The sequence below is a fragment of the Myxococcota bacterium genome, assembly GCA_039030075.1.
Classification (GTDB): Bacteria; Myxococcota_A; UBA9160; order UBA9160; family SMWR01; genus JAHEJV01.
The window spans coordinates 49,737-71,400 of sequence record JBCCEW010000008.1; the positions used below are offsets into that span (position 1 = coordinate 49,737).

Genomic DNA, 21,664 nt, shown 5'->3' on the forward strand with positions numbered 1-21,664 from the left:
CGATGAGCGCAGGGCAGGGGGTCGAGACCCGGGTTCGCCTGGAAGGGGTGGAGCTGGCTTTCGGCGAGCGCGCGATCTTCCGCGGTCTGGACTGCGAGTTTCCTCGCGGACAGATCTCGATGCTCCTGGGCGGGAGCGGCGCGGGCAAGAGCACCTTGCTCCGCACCGTGGCCGGCCTCGCGCGGCCGCAGCGCGGTCGCGTGGAAGTGGCTGGCGAAGACATCACTGCGATGTCCGAGCGCGATCTCTTCGGCGTGCGCCAGCACATCGGCATGCTCTTCCAGCACGGGGCGCTGCTCGATGCGATGAGCGTGTTCGACAACGTGGCGCTTCCGCTGCGCGAGCACACGAAGCTCTCCGAGCAGGACGTGGCCCAGGAGGTCGAACGTCGCCTCGTCGCGGTGGGGCTTCCCGATACGGGACATCTCTTCCCGCGCGAACTCTCGGGCGGCATGCTGCGACGCGCGGCCCTGGCGCGCGCGATCGTCACCGACCCGGAGATCGTGCTGTGTGACGAGCCCTTCTCCGGTCTCGATCCCGTGAACGTGCGCCGCATCGAGAAGCTCTTCACGACATTGAACGAGCGACTGGGCCTCACCCTGTTGATCACCTCGCACCACATTCCCTCGTCGCTGCGGATGGGTCACCAGATCGTGTTCCTGCAGGACGGGAAAGCGGTGCGGGGCGCACCCGAGGCGATCCGGTACCACGACGATCCCCGCGTCGCCGGCTTCTTCGCGGCCGAGCTCGATGCAGATGCCGAGCCCGAGGAAGAGCTGTGAAACCGCTTCGCGATCTCGGCTATCGCACGGTGTCCTTCGTCGGGCATCTGGGTCGCATCGCGACCTTCGTGGGTGAGATCTCGCTTCACGTGTGGCGGCCGCCGTGGCGGCTGCGACGATTGATCGCCGAGCTCTACGACGTCGGCGTGCTCTCCCTGGCGATCGTCTGCCTCTCCGGAGTGACCGTTGGCGCGGTCCTGGGCCTCCAGGGCTATACGACCCTCGCGCGCTTCGGCGCCGAGAGCAGCCTCGGCGCCGTCGTCGGCCTGACGCTGGTGCGCGAGCTCGGGCCGGTGCTCACCGCGCTGCTCGTGACCGGTCGCGCCGGCTCCGCGATGGCGGCAGAGATCGCCTCGATGGTGCAGACCGAGCAGCTCGATGGCTTGCGGATGATGTCGATCGATCCGGTCGACTTCGTCGTGACCCCGAAAGCACTGGCGATGCTGCTGGTGATGCCGATGCTGAATGCGCTGTTCATCGCGTTCGCGCTCTTCGGAGGCTACGTCGTCGGCGTGGAGCTGCTCGGGCTCGAAGGCGGCACCTACGTGTCGAGCATGGAAAGCTCGATCACTTTCGAGAACGACATCGCCGGTACCCTACTGAAGTCGGTCATCTTCGGCGGCCTGATCGGCGCCATCGCCACCTATCGCGGCTTCATCAGCGAGCCGACGTCCGCCGGCGTGTCCGCTGCGACGACGGGGACCGTGGTCACCGGGTCGGTCGCCGTGCTCCTCTTCGACTACGTCATCACCGCGCTCTGGGGCGTCTAGCCCAGTCCTGGGAGGTTCCCGCATGCAACCGTCCGCCACCCGCGATCTCATCGTCGGCCTCTTCGTCGCCGCTGGCCTCGCCACCATCGCGTATCTCTCGATCCAGGTGGGTGGGGTGAGCTACGCCGGACGCGGCGGGCTCGAGCTCTACGCCACCTTCGACGAGATCGGTGGCCTGAAGGCGCGCGCTCCCGTCGCGATCGCCGGCGTCACGGTCGGCCAGGTGCGCTCGATCGATCTCGACGAGCTCTTGCGCGCGCGGGTGACCCTCGAGGTCGACGCGGACCTCGAGCTGCCGATCGACTCCTCGGCGGGCATCCGGACCCAGGGCCTGCTCGGTGACCAGTTCATCGCGTTGGAACCCGGCGGCGAGGACGCGCTGCTCCAGAGCGGCGAGGAGATCGAGTTCACCGAGAGCGCCCTCTCGATCGAGCGACTGATCGGCCGCTTCGTGCAAGACTCGGGCATCGATTCGGACTGAGGGCTCGCGCCCGGCCCACCGAAAGGAAGGCGCTCTGCTCATGCACCGATCTGCCCGGTTCCTCGCCCTCGCGCTGCTCGCGGGGGCCATCGGGTCGCTGCCCTTGTCGTCCCTGGGTGAAGAAACGGACGTGGAAAACGTCGAAACCGCGGATCCGGTGCCGAGCTCCGGCGTTCACGACCCCTGGGAGCCGCTCAATCGCGCGACCTTCGCCTTCAACGACACCACCGATCGCTGGTTCCTCGAGCCCGTGGCGATCGGATGGGACACAGTCGTGCCACATCGGGCACAGCAGGGGATCTCCGACTTCTTCGCCAACCTGGCTTTTCCACGGCAGTTCGTGAACGCGGCCCTGCAAGGGAACGGCGAAGCAGCTGGCCACGAGTTCGGACGCTTCGTGATGAACACGCTCTTCGGGCTGGGCGGACTCCTCGACCCGGCGACCGCCGTCGGCATCCCGAACCCGTCCGAGGACTTCGGTCAGACCCTGGGCGTCTGGGGCGTACCGGCCGGGCCCTATCTCGTGATCCCCTTCCTCGGACCCTCGAACCCGCGCGACGCGGTCGGGCTCATCGTGGACAACTTTCTCGCCGTCGAGCGCTGGTTCGTGCCCGCCACCGTTAGCTACGTCGCCACCGCGACCGAGATCGTGAATCTGCGAGCGCTGTCGATCGAGACGATCCGGGCCGAGCGCGCATCGGCCTTCGATTTCTACGCGGCGGTCCGCAGTGCCTCCGTGCAGTTCCGCGCGAATCAGGTGCGCGACCGCGAGGAGGCGCCCGACGCGTCCGACGCGGACGAGGATCTCTACTATTTCGACGATGAAGAGGAGTACGACGATGCGCTTGAAGCCGATGAGTAGGGCTTGGCTGGCTGCGGCTCTGGTGGTCACCTGGACGCTCCCCGCGCAGGCCAGTGAGGGCGGGGCGACGGCCCTGATCGAGGAAACCGTCGCGCAGGTGATCGACGTTCTCAAGGACGACGCGAAGTCGACCGCCGAGCGTCGCAAGGAGCTCGAGGCGATCGCCCATGCGCGCTTCGACTTCCGCACGATGTCCCGGCTCGTACTGGGGCGGAACTGGAAGCGACTCGACGATGGCCAGCGCAGCGAGTTCGTCGAGGCCTTCACCACCTACCTCGCCAACGACTATGGCAGTCGCCTCGACCGCTACGAGCAGGAAGAGGTCGCCGTGACCGGCGAGGAGCCGAAGCCGCGTGGCGACGTCGTGGTGAAGACACAGATCGTCGGCGGGGAGAACGACGGCGCCCAGGTCGACTACCGGATGCGCCACCGCAACGACAAGTGGCGGATCATCGACGTCGTGATCGAAGGCATCAGCCTGGTGGCCAACTTCCGGGACCAGTTCTCCGAGGTGATCGGAAATCAGGGCCCGGAGGGGCTGCTCCGCAAGCTGAAAGAGAAGAACGCCCAGAACGCGACTGCCTGAGCCGTCCGTCCGCACGACCCGCGGGAGCTATTTGACGGCGATGATGTGGGCGACCCAGGCCGGATCGCCCTCGGCGCGCTCCCGGCGGGAGAACACGTCGTTGCCCTCGCCGGTCTTGCGGTCGGTGCCTTCCCAGTAGACGTGGGCGTCGGAGAAGCCCGCCTCGGCGAGCAGCTCGCGGAGTTCGGGGATCGTCCAGATCCGCCAGTCGTAGCTGAAGGCCCGGCGCATCTCGCTGCCGTCCGGGAACTTGAAGTGGATCCGGTTCTCGCCCCGATGGGAGATCGGGTCGAAGGACTTCTGCTCCCAGACGTAGATGAAGTCGTCGAACTCGGTCTCTTCGACGAGGGCCTCCATCGCCTGGCCACCCCCGTACACGTCCAGAAAGAGCAGGCCATCGCTCTTCAGCGTCGCGCGCGCGGCCTCGAAGTAGCGGACCAGCTCGGGGCGCGTGTCGAAGAGGAAGTAGGAGAAGTTGTAGGCGACCGTGACGTCGACGGGTTCGTGGCCCACCGTGCGTACGTCGCCCTCGATCAGCTTCACCCGCGACTGTTGATCGGGAGTGAGCGCCGCGACGTTGTTCCCGCGACCCCAGTCGAGGGGCTCCGGGTCGAGGTCTATCGCGAAGGCGGTGTTCTCGCGGTGTCGGGCCACCCAGGCGCAGGAGAAGGCCGACGTGCCCGCGAAGTCCTCACGCATGCTGCGCGCCGGTCGCCCGCGCGTCTTCTTGAAGGTGCGGTCGAGGAAGGCGACGTCCACCTCGGGTTCTTGCACGCTGCGCTGGTAGTAGACGTACTTGTCCGCGCGCTGGGCGAGGGTTCGGCGTCGAGCCATGCGAAAGAGTTCCTTGGAACGCGTGGAGGCGCGATCGGGTACGAGGGAAGGAGTTCGCGAGCCGGATGCTGACGCAACCGGGCGCTTCCCACAATGGTTGGCGCGGAACGAACCCACGCCGCGTGTGCCGGCTCAGGCTTCGGGGTCGTAGCCCAGGTTCGGCGCGAGCCAGCGCTCCACCTCTTCGAGGGTCATGCCCGTACGCTGGGCGTAGTCCTCGGCTTGATCGCGGTCGATCCGGCCCACGGTGAAGTACTTCGCGTCCGGGTGGGCGAAGTAGAGCCCGGACACGCTGGCTCCCGGCATCATCGCGTAGCTCTCGGTCAGCTCGATCCCGACGGCGGGTGCGTCGAGGAGCCGGAAGAGGTCTCCCTTGCGGGTGTGGTCGGGGCACGCCGGGTATCCGAACGCCGGTCGGATGCCGCGATAGCGCTCGGCGATCAGGTCCTGGTTCGAGAACGACTCGCCCTCGCCGTAGCCCCAGTCGCGACGCGCCTGGGCGTGCAGGTACTCCGCGAAGGCCTCGGCGAAGCGGTCGGCCAGGGCCTTCACCATGATCGCGTTGTAGTCGTCGAGGTCCTTCTCGAAGTGGCGCGCCAGGTCCTCGGCTTCGACACCGGAGGTCACGGCGAAGGCGCCCACCGTATCGCGCGGTCCCCCATCCGACGCAGCGACGAAATCCGAAAGCGCGTAGTGGGGCTTGCCGTCGGCCTGGGGCGACTGCTGGCGCAGCATCGGGAAGCGCGCGAGCTCGCCGTCGCCCTCGGGCGCGTAGAGCACGAGGTCGTCGCCCTCGCGGGCCGCGGGCCAGAAGCCGTAGACGCCGCGGGGCGTCAGCTGGCGCTCGCGCTTCATCTGCGCGAGCAGCTCCTGGGCGTTCTCGAAGAGCTCGCGTGCCGCGGCGCCCCTCTCGGGATGGTCGAGGATCTTCGGGTACTTCCCCTTGATCTCCCAGGCCGCAAAGAAAAAGGTCCAGTCGATGTAGGGCTCGAGATCCTCGAGGGTGACGCCCTCGACCTCGCGCCGGCCGAGGAAGGCGGGCTCCTGGGGGGCGGCCGCGAGCTCCGGTCGCTTCGTGCGCGCATCGGCCAGCGACACGAGGGGGCGCTGGTTGCGTCCCTCGTAGACGTAGCGGAGGTTCTCCTGGACCTGGCGGTTCTCGGTGTCGAAGGTGCGCTTGCGCCCGGCGTCGAGCAGCGAGGACACCACACCCACGGCGCGCGAAGCATCGTTCACGTGGACGACGCTCTCGTTGTAGCGCGGAGCGATCTTCACCGCGGTGTGCTGACGACTGGTCGTCGCGCCGCCGATCAGGAGCGGCAGCTTCATGCCGCGACGTTCCATCTCGGCCGCCACGTGGCTCATCTCGTCGAGGCTGGGCGTGATCAGCCCTGACAGCCCGACGATATGCGCGCCCTCCGATTCCGCGGCATCGAGGATCTGGTCGGCCGGCACCATCACCCCGAGATCCACGATCTCGTAGTTGTTGCAGCCGAGCACCACGCCCACGATGTTCTTGCCGATGTCGTGGACGTCGCCCTTGACGGTGGCCATCACGATCTTGCCCTGGCTCTGGGAAACGTCGCCGCTGGCGCGCTTCTCGGCCTCCATGAACGGCGTCAGGTAGGCGACGGCACGCTTCATGGCGCGCGCGCTCTTCACCACCTGGGGCAGGAACATCTTCCCGGCGCCGAACAGGTCGCCGACGATCTTCATGCCGTCCATGAGGGGTCCTTCGATCACGTGGAGCGGGCGATCGAACTGTTGGCGCGCCTCTTCGGTGTCCTCTTCGATGAAATCGACGATGCCGTTCACGAGGGCGTGGGAAAGACGCTCGGCGACGGATGCTTCGCGCCAGGAGAGGTCGACCTCGCGCTTCTTGCCGCTGCCCTTCACGGTCTCGGCAAGCTCGATCATGCGCTCGGTGGCGTCGGGGCGGCGGGCGAACAGGATGTCCTCGACGTGCTCGAGGAGTTCCGGCGGGATCTCCTGATAGACGCCGAGCTGGCCCGCATTGACGATGCCCATGTCCATGCCGGCCTGGACGGCGTGGTAGAGGAAGGCCGTGTGGATGGCTTCGCGGACGAGGTCGTTGCCGCGGAACGAGAACGAGAGGTTCGAGACTCCGCCACTCACCTTTGCGCCCGGGCAGCGCTCTTTGATCAGCCGGGTCGCCTCGATGAAGTTGATGGCGTAGCGGTCGTGTTCCTCGATCCCCGTCGCGATCGCGAGGATGTTCGGGTCGAAGATGATCGCCTTCGGGTCGAAGCCGACCTCGTCGACGAGCAGCCGGTAGGCGCGCTCGCAGATCTCGATCTTCCGCTCGGTGGTGTCGGCCTGGCCCACCTCGTCGAAGGCCATGACGACGACGCCTGCTCCGTAGCCCTGGACCTTGCGGGCCTTGTCCAGGAAGTCGGCTTCGCCTTCCTTCAAGCTGATCGAGTTCACGATGCCGCGACCCTGGACGCACTTCAGGCCGGCCTCGATCACGCTCCACTTCGAGCTGTCGATCATGATCGGCACCCGCGCCACTTCCGGCTCGGTCGCGATCAGATTCAAGAAGGTGGTCATGGCCCGCTCGGAGTCGAGCATGCCCTCGTCCATGTTGACGTCGATGATGTTGGCCCCGCCGCGCACCTGGTCGAGCGCGACCTCCACGGCGGTCGTGTAGTCGTCCTTCTTGATCAGGTTGGCGAAGCGGCGCGAACCGGTGACGTTGGTGCGCTCGCCGATCATCAGGAAGTTCGATTCCGGCCGGATGGCCAGCGGCTCGAGCCCGCTGTAGAAGGCGATCTCGGCCGGCTCGGCCGGCACTTCGCGCGGCACCATTCCGTCCACCGCCTGGGCGATGGCCGCGATGTGGCCGTCGGTGGTGCCGCAGCAGCCGCCGACACCATTCACGAGGCCGCTCTCGGCGAATTCGCGCAGGAAACCGGCGGTGGTTTCGGGGGTTTCGTCGTAGCCGCCGAAGGCATTCGGCAGGCCGGCGTTGGGATAGACGGTGACCGGGATCGGCGCGACTGCGGCGAGTTCGGCGAGGAACGGGCGCATCTCGGTGGCGCCGAGCGCGCAGTTGATCCCGACCGACATCGGGTTCGCGTGGCGCACGGAGGTCCAGAAGGCTTCGACGGTCTGACCCGAGAGGGTGCGCCCGCTCTTGTCGGTGATCGTGACCGACAAGAGGATCGGCAGCTCGACGCCCTTCTCCTCGAAGACGTCTTGGGTCGCGAGGATGGCGGCCTTCGCGTTCAGCGTATCGAAGATCGTCTCGATCAGGATCACGTGGACGCCGCCCTCGATCAGGCCGGCGACCTGCTCGGCGTAGGCGGTGCGCAGGGTGTCGAAGTCGATGTCGCGGAACGCGGCGTCGTTCACGTCGGGTGAGATCGACAGTGTCTTGTTGGTCGGGCCGACGGCCCCCGCCGCGATGCGCGGCTTGTCGGGCGTGCGCTCGGTCCAGGCGGTCGCCGCTTCCACGGCGAGACGCCCGGCTTCGCGGTTCAGCTCGTGGACCACCGACTCGGTGCCGTAGTCGGCCTGGGCGATGGAGGTGCCGCTGAAGGTGTTGGTCTCGATCAGGTCGGCGCCGGCGGCGAGGTAGGCGTCGTGGATGTCGCGAATGACGTCTGGCCGGGTGAGCACCAGCAGGTCGTTGTTGCCCTGCAGGTCCTGGGAGTGATCGCGAAAGCGCTCGCCCCGGAAGTCGGCTTCGCCCAGGTCGCGGCCCTGGATCATCGTGCCCATCGCCCCGTCGAAGACGAGAATGCGTTCGGCGAAGATCGCTTCGAGGGTCTTCCGCGCGTCTTCCGGCTGTAGCGCCACCTTGGCTCCTCCTGGACGTGCCGACTGGGATCGGCGCATGGCGAGCGTCGCACCTCGCGGCCCGATTGGCGTGGCCCGACAGGGCACTCGCTGCCAGCCCCTGCATCGCGGGACCTGGCCGCGGAGTTTAGATCAATATCAGCCTATCTCAATTCCCTGATGCACGGTGATCCCCCCAGGGGAAGATGTGTGATCAGGCCTGGAGCGAGAAGCCGAGGACGCTCTCGAGCTCGCCCAGGGCCTGGCCGGGCTGGTCGACCTTGATCGTCGTCATGCCGAGCTGCCGGGCGGTCTTCAGGTTCCGCCCGATGTCGTCCAGGAACACGGCGGCCGCCGGGGCGACGCCCAGCTCCTGACAGGCGTGTTGGTAGATCGCGGGGTCCGGCTTCTGGAGACCCAGCACGCTCGACTCGAAGAAGGCGTCGAAGTGCGAGCGCAGGGCCCGCGTCCCGTCGTCGCGCTCTTCGGACGCCCAGTTGTTGGTGAGCGCCGCGGCGCGCAGGCCGTTCGACCGGATCCGTGCGATCGCATCGAGCATGGCCTCGCGCGGCTTCGAAGCTTCCGCCATGCGTTCCATCATCGTGCGCGCGTCGATCCGTTCACCCGCGGCGGCGCAATCGGATTCGAAGGCGGGGATGAACGCCTCGAGCGAGAGCTTGCCGCGTTCGAGACGTCCCCAGGCGCCTTCGGCTCCCGTGTCCACGACCACGCGATTCACGAAGCCGGCAGGCAACCCCGTCTCGGTCTCGTAGGCGGCGATCGCGTGGAGCGGCGAGCCGAGGACCACGCCGCCCAGATCGAAGATCACGACTTCGATCGTCACGGCGCGCTCGGCGCTGCGTCGCGATCGACGCGCAGGATGCGATCGCCGGCGAAGGTGCCGACCAGGATGTCGCCGCCGGGGACCCAGAGTCCGACCGTGCCGGCGCCGCCGGGCGTGGTGTCGTCGCTGACATAGAGGTTTTCGGTCTGCAGGGTCTCCGGGTCGATGGCGACGATCGCGAAGGCGAGAGGGCATGCACCGTCGGTGATCTCGTCGCAGGCGAGGGTGTCGGTCACCGACTCGGGTCGCAGCGAGGCCACCCAGAGGCGGCCGTCGGGACCCCAGGTGAGGTTGTCCGGCGTGGGCACCTCGGCATGGCCTTCGACTTCGCCGCTCTCGAGATTCACGCGCGCGACCTGGCCGCCCAGCGAAGCGTTCACGAACAGGTGCCGGCCGTCGGGCGAGACCTCGACGCCATTCGGGAAGCCCGCGTCGGTGCCCGGGACGGCCCGAAACCCGTTGCTCGGCGTCCATTCCCATACGTGACCGGTGTCGGCGCCGAAGAGCGCCCCGCTCACCATCGCGAAGAACCGTCCCGCGCTTCCCTTGGGCATCATGTGGCTGGCGAAGAAGCTCCCGTCGGGTCGCCCCACCACCTCGTTGAGCCAGCTGCCCTCGGGCGGTTCCACGCAGCCGCGCCAGGCGACCTGCCACTCGCCCGCGGCGTCGCGTCCGACTTCGAAGAACTCGACCGACTCTCGCTGATGGTGCTGGACGACGAGCAGCTGCAGCCGTCCGTCACTGCGCTCCGACAGGTCTAGGCCATGGGGCGTGAGCGCCTCGAGCGGGCCTTCGCAGGCGGGGTCGCCCCAGCGCGCCTCGCCGTTTCCGCCGCCCGCGTAGAGCGGGTGGCGCTCTCCCGTCTCGAGGTCGAGGCGGCTGAGCAAACCCTGGTGCTCGCCATCCATCCCCCCGTACTCGCTGACCAGGACACTGCGTCCGTCGGGCAGGAGCGCCAGGTCTTCCGGGTTCTGGTAGCCGCACAGCGGGGTCACGTCGCCGACCGGATCGCAGCCGGTGATGGGCTCGACGCTGGCGCAGCCGAATGAGATCAGTCCTGCCGCGAGGGCGGCGAGCGCGGAGGTTCGGTTCATGCCGATTCCTGGGTGGCCGGGCTCGCTGGAGGGCCCGGTGAACGCCGCAGCGTCCGGAACGAGTCGAAAGTGAAGATCGCCAGCGCGATCCAGACGCACACGAAGGTACCGGCGTGCTTCCAGGTGAAGGGCTCTGCGTACGCGAGCACGGCGAGCAGCAGTGCGAGGGTCGGAGCGATGTACTGGAATACGCCGATCATGACGAGCGGAAGCCGCCGGGCGGCGTTCGCGAAGAGCACGAGGGGTGCGGCGGTCACGACGCCCGAGAGGGCGATCCAAACCGACGTTCCCCAGGTGTCTGCGGGGAATACCCACGGGCCCTCGGGTACCCACCAGAGGTACGCGATCGCGACGGGCGCGAGGCACAGCATCTCCCCGGCGAAGCCGACGATCGGCGGCACCGACGCCAGCCGTTGGACGAGTCCGTACAGCGCGAAGGAGCCGGCGAGGGCGGCGGAGATCCAGGGCAGGCCCCCGAGCTGCCAGGTCCACCAGAGGACGCCCGCGGTCGCGATCGCAACCGCGACACTCTGGGCCGGACGCAGGCGCTCGCCGAGCAACAGGAAGCCCAGCGCGACGCTCATCAGCGGGTTCACGTAGTAGCCGAGGCTCGTGTGACTGACACGGTCGGTCTCGACCGAGTAGAGGAACACCAGCCAGTTGATCGAGATCAACAGCGCAGCGCCGGCGATGGGCAGCACCGTCTTCGGCGTGCGGAGGGCGCGCCCGAGTTCGCGAAGCTGTCCGAAGGCCACGACCAGGAGCAGCCCGACCCCGACCGAGAAGAGCGCCCGCCAGGCCGTCAGCTCCCAGGCGCCCAGATGGCTGAGCGGTTTCCAGAAGGCGGGGGTGACCCCCCAGATGAGATAGGCGCCGATGGCGTAGAGCGCGCCTTCGGCGCGCGGGGAGGGGGTCGGGCCGGGATCGTTTCGGGGCGCGGGGGACACGGCGAGCGGAGCATACCGACCTCGGCGGCGGGCGGGTGGGTCCGGGCCGGGGCAGGGCGAACGCTATCGTCCCCGGCATGGAGGGGACGGTGCGTTTCGTTCGGTCGCCAGCCGCGGGCCTGGTGATCCGACACCGGCCCGAGCTCACGGCGCGTCAGGTGCTGGCGGCGATCGATGCCCATCGCGAGAACGCGGGCCGCGGGCGCGAACACTGCGAGCACTGGGGCCCGGCGAGCTCCGTGAGTCGGATCCTGCTGACCAGCGGCAGCACGGCCTGGGATCTCGCGGTCAAGTGGAACCATCCGCGCGGAGCGCGCGCTGCGTTCGCCGAGCGCTGGCGGGGTTCGCGAGCGGCGCGAGCGGTGGCCGGAGCGCGACGGCTGGCTTCGCTCGGGATCGCCCATCCCGAGACCTGGGCGATCGCCGAGCGCCGGCCCTGGGGTCGCGTCGAGGAGAGCTTTCTGCTGACCGGGTTCCTGCCCGGTTCGTTGCCCCTGCCCGCGGCGATGCCCGAGCTGCTGCGCGACGCCTCGCGCCGGCGCCGGGTCGCGGACGCCCTCGGGCGTGCCCTCGGGCGACTCCACGCCGCCGATCTGGACCATGGCGACTTGAAGCACTCGAACCTGCTGGTCACCGCCGACGACGACATCGCGCTGCTCGACCTCGACTCGCTGGACCCCCCGAAGGCGCCCACCTGGCGGCGGCGCGTGCGCGCCCTCGGCCAGCTCGAAGCCTACACACGCGACCTCTATCCCGAGCTGCCGCGGAGCGATCGCGCGCGGGTGCTGCGCGCGTACTTCCGCGAGGACCCGCGCTGCGCGGGACGTCGCGAGGCGTTGCTGAGCGACGTCGAAGCGTGGGTCGCCGAGCGCTTGCGCCGCTGGGAGGGCCGAGACCGACAGCTCCACATCTACTACCCGCTGGCGCCGCGCCCGGCGCTGCCCCCGACCCGGGTCGACGTGTCGCCGGGCTCCGAGGCCGCTGTGACCACCGAGGAGGGCAGGCGCTGCGCATCGCACTGACCCATCCGCGGGCCAGCGATGTCGGCGGCGTCGAACGCCAGGCGCACAGCATCGCCGTGGCCCTGCTCGACGCGGGCCACGAGGTCCATTTCTTTTGTCAGCGGGCCGATGCTGGCATCGACCCGCGCCTTCGGATCCACCGACTCTCCAACCCCCTGCGGCCGCTCCGTTGGTTCAAGGTCTGGTGGTTCGATCGCGCGAGCGAGCGTGCCGTGCGCGATGCCGGGCCCTTCGATCTGGTGCAGGGGTTCGGAAAGACCTCCCGCCAGGACGTGTACTTCGACGGCAGCGGCTGTCTCGCCGACTTCCAGCGCTGGTCGGTGGACGCCACGATCGACGCGGAATGGCGGCGCGCGCTGCGTCGGGCCAGTCCGCACCAGCGCGTCGTCGCCCGGATCGAGGGCAACCGGTACACGCCCGGGAACTACCGGCGCATCCTCGCGATCTCGGACCTCGTCCGCGATCAGATCCTCGCGCGCTACGGCTTGCCCTCTGAGGACGTCGAGACGCTCTACCCCGGCGTCGATCTCGAACGCTTCCGGCCCGACGCCGCGCGCGCAGCCGAGGCGCGCCGCAGCCTCGGCCTCTCCGAAGCCACGCCCCTGCTCGCGTTCCTCGGGTCCGACTACCGGCGCAAGGGGCTCCCGGTCTTTCTCGAGACCCTCGCGCGTCTCGAGGGTGTGCACGGTTTCGTGATCGGAAACGAGCGCGCCGAGCGTGTCCGCGCCTTTCAGGAAGACGCGCGGCAGCTCGGCGTGGGAGACCGGGTGCATTGGCTCGGGGTCCAGCCCGAACCTGAGGCCTGGCTCGCGGCGGCGGACGCCTTCCTGTTCCCCACCCACTTCGACGCGTTCGGGAGCGCGGTGCTGGAGGCCCTGGCGTGCGGAGTGCCGGCGATCGTCAGTCGCGAAGCAGGCGCTGCCGAGTTGGTAGAGCCCGGCAGGACCGGGGACACCCTCGAGCGTACGGCGCCCGTCGCGGCGTGGGCCGAAGCCGCGGCGGAGTGGCTCGTCCGCGAGGGACGCGATCAACGCTGCGCAGATGCGCGGGCCGCCGCCGAGGCCCATCCCTGGAGCCGACACGTGGGCCGGATTCTCGAGCTGTATCAGGAGCTTGGGAAGTCACCCCCCGTGGTTCCCCACGGGGGATAGCGCCTCCCGAGGGCCCGTCCCATACTTCCAGGGCATCACCCGCCCGGGCATCCCCCTCGAAGGCCCGGACCGCAGAAGGGAACGGCTGCCTTCGATGGAGCTGGCTCGGGCCTTCGACACACTGGGTCTCGACCCCGGCGCATCCGTGCAGGAAGTCGAGGCGGCATACCGCCGCCTCTGCGACGACTTCGACGCGCGGATTGGCCGCGTGACGAGTCTCGCCCTGCGAGACCGCTATGCGGCGGCGCGCGCAGAGCTCGAAGCGGCACGCGCGGCCGCGATCCAGGTGGCGGGCCAGACCGTCAGAGCCTCCGGGCAGGAGGATCCCCACACCCGCTCCTGGGACGTGCTCGGCCTCCAGGCCGGAGCCTCGCCCCTCGAAGTGGCGTCGGCCTACGTCTCCCTGTGTGAGGAGCTCGACCGCGAGCTGGATTCGGCACCGACCGAGGCGCTGCGGCGCCGCTGCCTGGAAGCGCGCGCCGAGATCGACGCCGCCTATCAACTCTGCGCTGCCGCTCCGCTCGCCGAGTCGGGCGAAGCCCAGACCCCGCCCTCGGGCTACGAGACCCAGATGGCGCCGGCCGCGTTCGAGGCCCGGCAGCCCGAGCCGCCGCCGGAACCTGCGCCGGCGGCGATCGAGATCGTCACCGATCCGGCCCCGGTCCCGACACGACGCCGGAGGCGTCGGCCGCTGCGCCGCTTCGGCGCCTTCGCCTTCACGCTGTTGATCGCCTGCGCCGCGACCCTCGGCTACGGCTGGACGACCAAGGCCGAGTGGTTCCAGTTGGTGAAGCGGGTCCTGCCCTTGCCGCCGGCTCCGGCCCTCGTCGAGGCCCAGAGCGCCGCCGAGTACCTGCGCCGACGAGTGGTCGAGGAGCGCCGCGACATCGAGCAGCGCGCCGATGTGGCGTCCCAGCGCGTGGATCAGCTCCAGGCCGCTTCCTACGCCGAGACCGAGCCCGAAGCGCGACACCGGGCCGAGGTCGCCCTCGAACAGGCCCAGTCGCGCACGAACCTCGCGAGCCGCTTGCGCGATCTCACAGAACGACACGTCTTCTCGAGCAGCGCGCTCGCCGAGGCCTACGGTCGCATGGAACTCGGGGCCGAGCTGGCCGAGGCTGGCGAGCCCGACCGCGCGATCGCGGCCTATTCGGAAGCGCGCTCTCACCTCGAAGCCACGCTCGAGAGTCTCGACGAAGCCGAGTCGGCGCTCGGTGTGCGCTCGGAAGCCCTGGCCGCGCGCGATGCCTGGATCGCGCTCGCCGCCTCGGCGGGCCTCGAGCCCGGTGCGGCGATCCGCGACGGTGGGACGCGCCTGGAAGCCGGCGATCGACTCCTGGAAGAGGGCAATTTCGCCGGGGCGACGCCCGAGCTCCGTTCCGCCTCTCAGCACTTCCGCACCGCTCTCGACGAGGGACGACGCATCCTCGCCGAAGAGCGCGAGCGCGCCGAGGCCGAGGCGCGCAACGCGCCGCCCGAAGAAGAGGCGGAACAGCTCGCCAGCAACGGCAGCCCGCCGGAGACGAACGGGAGCCACGGCGGCCGCGAGGCGGTGCTGGCTTCGGTGTCTCCCGGTGAGCGGGCCGACGTGAAGCTGGTCGCCATTCCGGCCGGCGCCTTTCTCTACGGTTGCAACGGCCTGGTCGAGCAGGACTGCGCCGACTCGGAACCGGCCGGCCGGCGCACCCAGGTAGACGCCTTCCGCATCGATCGCACGGAGGTCCGCGTCTCCGAGTACAAGCATTGCGTCGATGCCGGCGTGTGCGCGGCCCCCGCGACGGGCGGCGGCTGCAACTGGGAGAACCCGGGGCGTGGCGACCACCCGGTGAACTGCATCGCCTGGGAGCAGGCCTCGGCCTACTGCGGCTGGGTCGGGAAGCGCCTGCCCACGGAGCAGGAGTGGGAGAAGGCGGCGCGCGGCACCGACGGCCGGACCTATCCCTGGGGCAACGTGCGCGCGAGCTGTGAAGTCGCCGTGATGAGCGAAGGGGGCAGCGGCGGCTGCGGACGCTCGTCGACGGCGCCCGTCGGCAGCCTCGAGCGCGGACGAAGTCCCTACGGCCTCTTCGACATGGCTGGGAACGTCCTCGAGTGGACGGTCAGCCTGCACGAATCGGGCTCGGGAGCGCGCGTGCTGCGCGGCGGCTCCTGGCAGAACGGAGCGGGCTTCATGCGGTCGTCGCACCGAGAGGGGGCGTCGCCGAAGCTCCGCCACGAGAGCGTCGGTCTCCGCTGCGCCGAGGGCGCCGTCGTCGCCGAGAACGGCGCCTCCTGAGCCGGCTGCGCGCCGCGGAAGACGATGTTCCCGCTCCGCGATGACAATCCCACCCTCTCCGGGTCCTGGGTGACCTTCGCCTTCATCGGCCTGAACGCCCTGGCCTGGTTCCTGGTGCAAGGGTTCGGCGGCGATCCGGCGTTCAGTGAGTCGATCTGTTCGCTTGGTGCGATCCCGGCGGCGGTGCTCGGCACGCTGGGTCCCGGCAGCGAAGTGCCGCTCGGACCACAGCACGTCTGCACCATCGGTGGGAGTACGACCTACACGGTCGTCACCTCGATGTTCATGCACGGGGGCTGGTTCCACATCCTGGGCAACCTGTGGTTCCTCTACGTCTTCGGCGACAACGTCGAAGACGCGATGGGACCCGTGCGCTTCGCGGTGTTCTACCTGGTGTGCGGGATCGCCGCGACGGCCGCGCACATTGCTTCGAGCCCCGAGAGCGCCGTGCCCGTCGTCGGTGCATCCGGGGCGATCGGCGGCGTGATGGGCGCCTATGCGTTCCTGTATCCCCGCGTGTCCGTGCACTTGCTGATCACCCTCGGCTTCTACGTCACGACCACCGTGGTGCCGGCCTGGATGATGCTCGGGTACTGGTTCGTCATTCAGGTCGTTGGTGGCCTTCCCGCTCTCGCGGGCAGCGGCGGAGGCGTGGCGTTCTGGGCACACGTGGGCGGGTTCCTCGCGGGCGTTGCGTTGCTGCCGCTCTTCCGTGTACCGGCGCGCGTCGAGGCCCATCGGCGTCACGTCGGTCGCGACCGTTTCTGAGCCCGCCTATGCTCCCGGCCGCCGCCGTCGTCGGAGGCTGGAGGAACCGTGGTCACGATCGGAATGAACTACTTCGTCTTGCCGGGGAAGGAGCAGGTGTTCGAGGACGCCTGCGCCCGGGTCGTCGACACGATGAACGGGATCGACGGGCACGACGACTCGCACCTCTACAAGCAGATCGACGGCGACCGCCCGGTCTACCTGATCGTCTCGCGTTGGCAGAGCGAGGACGCGTTTCAGGCCTTCGTGGCTTCCGACGCGTTCAAGAAGGTCACGAACTGGGGGGCCGAGAACATCCTGACTGGCCCGCCCCGGCACACGACCTACCAGGAGGGGTGAGCGCCAAGCGGGCGACCGTCGTCGGCCTCGGCCTGTGCGTGATCGATCACCTCTACCTGGTCGAGGCGCAGGACCCACGGGCCGAGCGACAGAACTACCGCGACCGCCGCGTGTCGGTTGGCGGCATGGTGACGAACGCGCTGGCCCAGGTGGCCCGGCTCGGGGCCCGCGCCGAACTGGTCACCCAGCTCGGCGACGATCCCGACGGGGTGCGTGCGCGACGGGAGCTGCGCACCCTCGGGATCGGAACGCGCAGCGTGCAGGTCTCGCGCGCCATGCCCACCACCGTCGCGGTCGTCTTCGTCGACCCGGCGACCGGGGAGCGACGCTTCCTCACCGCTCCGCGCGCGAAGCTCGAAGCGCGCGTGCGCGGTCTGGACCTCGCCGCGATTCGTCCGGGCCGGGTGTTGCTCGTCGACGGTCACTTCCCGAGCCAGCTGCGTCGGGCCGCTCGCCGGGCCCGCAAGCACGGGGTCCCCGTGGTGGGCGATCTGAGTGATGCCCGTCCGGCCTACGTCGCACTGCTTCCCTACCTCGATCGGCCGGTCCTACCCGAGGGCTTCGTGCGCGCATGGCATCGGGGAACGCCCTCCGATGCGATTCGCCGACTTCACGACGAGTTCGGGGCGGAAGCGGTGGTGACCCAGGGGAGCCGGGGCGGGCTCTACTGGAACGACGGACGGGTCGCGCGCTATCGCTCGCCGCGCGTGACCGTCCGCGATACCACGGGTGCCGGCGACGCCTTTCACGGGGCCTTCGCGGTCGGTCTGGCCGAAGGGCTGCCGCTCGCCGACAACGTCGCGCGCGCGGCGCGCGCGGGCGCCACGGCCTGCACCCGCGTGGGTGCGACGGCGAAGTTGCTCGGGCGCAGTGCCTGGGAGCGAGTCCGCGCTACGGCGTCTCGGTGATCAGCCGGTCGATCGCATGGACCGGCGCCGCGTCGCCCGCCATCAGGTGGGCGATCGCGCCGTAGACCCGCTGCTGCTGCTTCACCCGATTCTGATCGGCGAAGCTCGCGCACACCACGCGCACCGAGAAGTGGCCCGGGCTGTTCGCCGTCACCTCGACGGTCGCCGCGTCCGGGAACACCTCGCGCACCGCCTTCTCGAGCTGCGGGACCAGGTCTTCGGGCGGATCGCTGGGCGACGAGAGGATCTGCAGGGGCACGGGGGTCTCCAGGGGCGCGAGCAGCGCGGTCAGGATTCCTTGGCGGTCCGGGTCACGTTCGGGCGGGTCGACGTCAGCGCGACGAGATCGGCCAAGACCTCGAGGGCTTCCTCGACCTGCACGTCGAGCTCGTCGTCTTCCTCGCCTTCGCTCGATTCGCTGGTGCCGTTCTCTTCCTCGGCCTTCGCCTCTTCGCGCGCCTTCAGGATGTCGGCCAGCTTGATCAGGCCCTCGTTCTCCTCGGCTTCGCGGAGCTTCTCACGCACCTCCTCGAAGTCCTTGCTCGAGGTGACGCGGGCGGACGAACTCGCGACCAGCTGAGCGACGGTGCTGGCGGGGACGCGGCTGCCGCGGTCCGCGGGGCCGAGCGCGTTGGCGTGGCTCCCGAAGAAGGGCGAGATGCGCTCGCCGGCGAGGGCGTAGCGCTGGAAGCGCTCGCCGAAGTCGTCGGTTGCGAGCAGGGACGGGATCACGACGTCGGCCGAGACGCCGTCGTTCTGGGTCGAGCGTCCGCCGGGCCGGAAGAAGCGCGCGGTCGTGATCTTGAGGGCGCCGAGGCCCGGGGGCAGAGGAGTCACGGTCTGGACCGTTCCCTTGCCGAAGGTGTGGTCGTCGCCGGTGATCACCGCGCGTCGATAGTCCTTCAGGGCACCGGCCAGGATCTCCGAGGCCGAGGCGGACACGCGCGAGACGTGGACCACCATCGGGCCCGAGTAGAGGATGCGCTCGTCCCGATCGCTCAGCACCGAGAGCTGGCCGCGCGCGTTCTGCACGCCGACGACCTCGCCCTTGCGGATGAAGAAGCCCGAGATCTTGACCGCGTGCTCGAGCAGGCCACCGCCGTTGCGGGACAGGTCGAGGAGCAGGCCGTCGGCCTTCGCCTCCTCGACTTCCCGGAGCAGCTTCTCGACGTCGTCCGTGCACTGACGCTCGTCGGGATCCGAATCTCCGTAGAAGGAGGGGAGATCGATGATCGCGAGCTTGTAGGGCTTGCCCTCGCGCTCGCGCATCTCGAAGCGCAGGCTCGCCGCCTGCTCGGCGAGGTCGATCTTGTCGCGCACGATCGTCAGGGGGAAGCGCAGGGTGTCTTCGCCCTGACGCAGCACGGTCAACGTGACCTTCGTGCCCTTCTTGCCGCGGATCAGACTCACGGCCTCGCGGAGGGGCATGTCGATGATGTTGACCGCGTCCTTCCCCTCTTCGGCGACCGCGATGATCTTGTCCTTCGGCACCAGGCCTTCTTCGAGCGAGTCGGCTGCGCCGCCGGGGATGATCCGCTCGACCACCGAGTAGCCGTCGCGTTCCGAGAGCGCGACGCCGATGCCCTCGAGCGAGAGCGACATCGAGATGCGGAAGTCCTCGACGGCCTGGGGCGACAGATAGTTCGAGTGGGGATCGAGGGCGTTCGCGAAGGAATCGAGGAACACCGCGAAGATCTCGGACTCGTCGAGCTCCTGGAAGCGCTTCGTGCGCAGCTCGTAGCGCTTCGCGATCAGGCGTTTCGCCTCTCCGAGCGACTCGCCGGCGCCCAGGTAGTTGGACATCTGGAAGTGCACCAGGCGCCGCCACAGTTCGTTGCGGGCGTCCTCGGTGGCCGGGTAGCCACGATCGTCCGGGTCGAGGCGGATCTGGACGCTCTCGTCGATCGCGAAGTCTTCCTTGCCGACGAGTTCCTTGGTGTAGTCCTCGGCGGCCTTCAGGCGCTGCACGAGGCGGTCCTGCACGGCGCTCGGCTGGGCGCAGTCGCCGTTCTGCAGACGTTCGAAGACGCCCTGCAGCTCGGCGCGAAGCTCGTTCACCTCCGAGTCGAGGAGCAGGCTCCGCGACGTGTCGAGGCGCCGCAGGTAGGTGTCGATGGCGCGCGATTCGATCTCGGAGCCCAGGGCGTCCACGCTGACGTGGTGCCGCACGAACTCGCGCGCGAGCTGCGCGATGTTCGGACACGCCAGCGCTTCCACCGGGGTGGGAGAGCAGGCGAGTCCGGCCAGCGCGACCGAGAGAGCGAAAAAACCGCGGTAGATCGAGGTCATGGGGCGGTTATCGGAAGACGGCGGACGAGACGGGAGCCCATCTTGCGTACTCTAGCGGCTCCAGACGCTCAGACGCAGGCGTGGTTTGCGGGGCGGCGCGAAGGCTCCGCTGTCATGGCAGGGGGAGTCCGGCAGAAGCGGCGCGACCCTGGGCCGGAGCGCCCCAATGGGGCGCTCCCCACACACGGGCAGGGCCTGAAACGCGCGCGCGGAGCGGGCCCGGGGCCCGCTCCGCGGCGGTGTGGGTTTCGGCACACCGAGGCCGGGCCCCGGTGCGGCGACATGCCTGGTTGCCGTCGCGGCTGTCGCCGCTCGGCGTCTAGGCGGGCCGCCAAGACTTCGTCTTGGCACATCCGCCCAGTTGCGTTCGCCGCCTGTCGGCGGCTCGGCGCAGCCCCAAGCCAGAGGCTTGGGGCTCCCGCCTAGTAGCGGTAGTGGTCCGGCTTGTACGGGCCCTCGACCGGTACGCCCAGGTACTCGGCCTGGTCAGCGCTGAGCTGGGTGAGCTTCACGCCGAGCTGTTCGAGGTGGAGCCGCGCGACCTCTTCATCGAGCGCCTTCGGCAGCACGTAGACCTTGTTCTCGTAGTTCGCCCGGTTCTGCTTCAGCTCGAGCTGTGCGAGCACCTGGTTGGTGAACGACGCACTCATCACGAAGCTCGGATGGCCGGTCGCGCAGCCCAGGTTGAGCAGACGGCCCTCGGCCAGGATCAGCACCGAGTGGCCATCCGGGAAGATCCACTCGTCGTACTGGGGCTTGATGTTCTCGTGCTGGATGCCCGGGATCTTCTTCAGGCCGGCCATGTCGATCTCGTTGTCGAAGTGGCCGATGTTGCCGACGATCGCCTTGTCCTTCATCCGCGCCATGTGATCGGCGGTGATGATGTCGAAGTTGCCCGTCGTAGTGACGAAGATGTCGGCGGTCTCGACCACGTCTTCGACGGTCTTGACCTCGTAGCCCTCCATGGCCGCCTGGAGCGCGCAGATCGGATCGATCTCGGTCACGATCACGCGGCAGCCCTGGCCCCGGAGCGACTGCGCCGAGCCCTTGCCGACCTCACCGAATCCGCACACGACGGCGACCTTGCCGCCGAGCATGACGTCGGTGGCGCGCATCAGACCGTCGGGCAGCGAGTGGCGGCAGCCGTAGATGTTGTCGAACTTGCTCTTGGTGACCGAGTCGTTGACGTTGATCGCCGGGAAGAGCAGGGTGCCGTTCTTCTCCATCTGGTAGAGGCGCAGCACGCCGGTCGTCGTCTCCTCGGACACGCCCTGCATGTTCTCGTTGAGGCGGTGCCAGCGTCGCGGGTCGTCCTTCTGGCGCTTGCGCAGCAGCTCGAGGATCACGCCCCACTCTTCCGGATCCGTCTCCGGGTTGAAGTCGGGCACCTTCTCGGCCTTCTCGAACTCGAGGCCCTTGTGCAGGAGCAGGGTCGCGTCGCCGCCGTCATCGACGAGCTGGTCCGGGCCCGAGCCGTCCGGCCACTCCATCGCGACGTCGGTGCACCACCAGTACTCGTCGAGGGTCTCGCCCTTCCAGGCGAAGACCGGCGTGCCCTTCGGGTCGTCGGGCGTGCCATCGCGGCCGACGACGACGGCAGCGGCCGCTTCGTCCTGGGTGGAGAAGATGTTGCACGACACCCAGCGCACGTCGGCACCGAGTTCGGTCAGGGTCTCGATCAGCACGGCGGTCTGCACCGTCATGTGCAGGCTGCCCATGATCTTGGTGCCGGCCAGCGGCTTCTGCTTGCCGTAGCGCTCGCGAAGGGCCATCAGGCCCGGCATCTCCTGCTCGGCGAGGCGGAGCTGCTTGCGGCCTTCTTGGGCGCGCGAGAGGTCGGCGACCTTGTAGGCAGGACGATCAGCGGCGGACATGCGGACTCCTTCTGAGGCGCTCGGCGGCGCCCGATAT

Annotated in this window: 19 protein-coding genes; 11 read left to right on the top strand and 8 right to left on the bottom strand. The window is 69.0% G+C overall.

Going from position 1 to position 21,664, the window contains the following annotated elements; all coding sequences use genetic code 11:
* Positions 1 to 2: 2 nt before the first annotated feature.
* The 5 genes from AAF430_10685 to AAF430_10705 are packed head-to-tail and all read left to right on the top strand — an operon-like array spanning position 3 to position 3,481.
* On the top strand, positions 3 to 782 hold the full coding sequence (locus tag AAF430_10685) for an ATP-binding cassette domain-containing protein (GenBank protein MEM7410689.1): 780 nt from the start codon (positions 3 to 5) through the stop codon (positions 780 to 782).
* On the top strand, positions 779 to 1,552 hold the full coding sequence (locus AAF430_10690) for an MlaE family lipid ABC transporter permease subunit (GenBank protein MEM7410690.1): 774 nt from the start codon (positions 779 to 781) through the stop codon (positions 1,550 to 1,552). The genes AAF430_10685 and AAF430_10690 overlap by 4 nt, the downstream gene beginning before the upstream one ends.
* A 22-nt stretch (positions 1,553 to 1,574) precedes the next feature.
* Positions 1,575 to 2,033, top strand: coding sequence for an outer membrane lipid asymmetry maintenance protein MlaD (gene mlaD, locus AAF430_10695; GenBank protein MEM7410691.1), 459 nt, complete (start codon positions 1,575 to 1,577; stop codon positions 2,031 to 2,033).
* 40 nt (positions 2,034 to 2,073) lie between these two features.
* A complete protein-coding gene (locus AAF430_10700) occupies positions 2,074 to 2,895 on the top strand; it encodes a VacJ family lipoprotein (protein ID MEM7410692.1) in 822 nt (273 codons plus the stop codon).
* Positions 2,888 to 3,481, top strand: a complete 594-nt coding sequence (locus AAF430_10705; protein MEM7410693.1) for an ABC transporter substrate-binding protein — start codon at positions 2,888 to 2,890, stop codon at positions 3,479 to 3,481. Before AAF430_10700 ends, AAF430_10705 begins: the two co-directional genes overlap by 8 nt.
* Positions 3,482 to 3,508: 27 nt before the next feature.
* Here AAF430_10705 and AAF430_10710 read toward each other — a convergent pair whose 3' ends face one another.
* The 5 genes from AAF430_10710 to rarD form a co-directional block, all read right to left on the bottom strand.
* Positions 3,509 to 4,315, bottom strand: coding sequence for a class I SAM-dependent methyltransferase (locus AAF430_10710; protein ID MEM7410694.1), 807 nt, complete (start codon positions 4,313 to 4,315; stop codon positions 3,509 to 3,511).
* Between the two features lie 132 nt (positions 4,316 to 4,447).
* On the bottom strand, positions 4,448 to 8,137 hold the full coding sequence (gene metH, locus AAF430_10715; protein MEM7410695.1) for a methionine synthase: 3,690 nt from the start codon (positions 8,135 to 8,137) through the stop codon (positions 4,448 to 4,450).
* Between the two features lie 193 nt (positions 8,138 to 8,330).
* Positions 8,331 to 8,960: an HAD family phosphatase gene (locus AAF430_10720; GenBank protein ID MEM7410696.1), complete on the bottom strand. Its 630-nt coding sequence runs from the start codon at positions 8,958 to 8,960 to the stop codon at positions 8,331 to 8,333.
* Positions 8,957 to 10,054, bottom strand: coding sequence for an SMP-30/gluconolactonase/LRE family protein (locus tag AAF430_10725; protein MEM7410697.1), 1,098 nt, complete (start codon positions 10,052 to 10,054; stop codon positions 8,957 to 8,959). The genes AAF430_10720 and AAF430_10725 overlap by 4 nt, the downstream gene beginning before the upstream one ends.
* Complete coding sequence (gene rarD, locus AAF430_10730) at positions 10,051 to 11,001, bottom strand: EamA family transporter RarD (protein MEM7410698.1); 951 nt, start codon at positions 10,999 to 11,001, stop codon at positions 10,051 to 10,053. The genes AAF430_10725 and rarD overlap by 4 nt, the downstream gene beginning before the upstream one ends.
* Positions 11,002 to 11,090: 89 nt before the next feature.
* Between rarD and AAF430_10735 the strand changes: the two genes are divergently transcribed.
* The 6 genes from AAF430_10735 (at position 11,091) to AAF430_10760 (ending at position 17,464) form a co-directional block, all read left to right on the top strand.
* Positions 11,091 to 12,023: a lipopolysaccharide kinase InaA family protein gene (locus tag AAF430_10735; protein ID MEM7410699.1), complete on the top strand. Its 933-nt coding sequence runs from the start codon at positions 11,091 to 11,093 to the stop codon at positions 12,021 to 12,023.
* Entirely contained in the window at positions 12,020 to 13,174 is a 1,155-nt protein-coding gene (locus AAF430_10740; protein ID MEM7410700.1) for a glycosyltransferase family 4 protein, read from the top strand. Before AAF430_10735 ends, AAF430_10740 begins: the two co-directional genes overlap by 4 nt.
* A gap of 94 nt (positions 13,175 to 13,268) precedes the next feature.
* The gene (locus tag AAF430_10745) at positions 13,269 to 15,449 is read left to right on the top strand and encodes an SUMF1/EgtB/PvdO family nonheme iron enzyme (protein ID MEM7410701.1); all 2,181 of its coding nucleotides are present in this window, start codon (positions 13,269 to 13,271) and stop codon (positions 15,447 to 15,449) included.
* 24 nt (positions 15,450 to 15,473) lie between these two features.
* A complete protein-coding gene (locus tag AAF430_10750; protein MEM7410702.1) occupies positions 15,474 to 16,217 on the top strand; it encodes a rhomboid family intramembrane serine protease in 744 nt (247 codons plus the stop codon).
* A 48-nt stretch (positions 16,218 to 16,265) separates the two neighbouring features.
* Positions 16,266 to 16,556, top strand: a complete 291-nt coding sequence (locus tag AAF430_10755; GenBank protein ID MEM7410703.1) for an antibiotic biosynthesis monooxygenase — start codon at positions 16,266 to 16,268, stop codon at positions 16,554 to 16,556.
* Positions 16,553 to 17,464, top strand: a complete 912-nt coding sequence (locus AAF430_10760) for a PfkB family carbohydrate kinase (GenBank protein ID MEM7410704.1) — start codon at positions 16,553 to 16,555, stop codon at positions 17,462 to 17,464. Before AAF430_10755 ends, AAF430_10760 begins: the two co-directional genes overlap by 4 nt.
* On the opposite strand, the gene AAF430_10765 is transcribed toward AAF430_10760, so the two are convergent.
* From AAF430_10765 to ahcY, 3 genes are all read right to left on the bottom strand, one after another.
* Complete coding sequence (locus AAF430_10765) at positions 17,448 to 17,723, bottom strand: BolA/IbaG family iron-sulfur metabolism protein (GenBank protein ID MEM7410705.1); 276 nt, start codon at positions 17,721 to 17,723, stop codon at positions 17,448 to 17,450. The genes AAF430_10760 and AAF430_10765 overlap by 17 nt on opposite strands.
* A gap of 29 nt (positions 17,724 to 17,752) precedes the next feature.
* Entirely contained in the window at positions 17,753 to 19,753 is a 2,001-nt protein-coding gene (locus AAF430_10770) for a S41 family peptidase (protein MEM7410706.1), read from the bottom strand.
* 422 nt (positions 19,754 to 20,175) lie between these two features.
* Complete coding sequence (ahcY, locus tag AAF430_10775) at positions 20,176 to 21,627, bottom strand: adenosylhomocysteinase (protein ID MEM7410707.1); 1,452 nt, start codon at positions 21,625 to 21,627, stop codon at positions 20,176 to 20,178.
* Positions 21,628 to 21,664 lie beyond the last annotated feature (37 nt).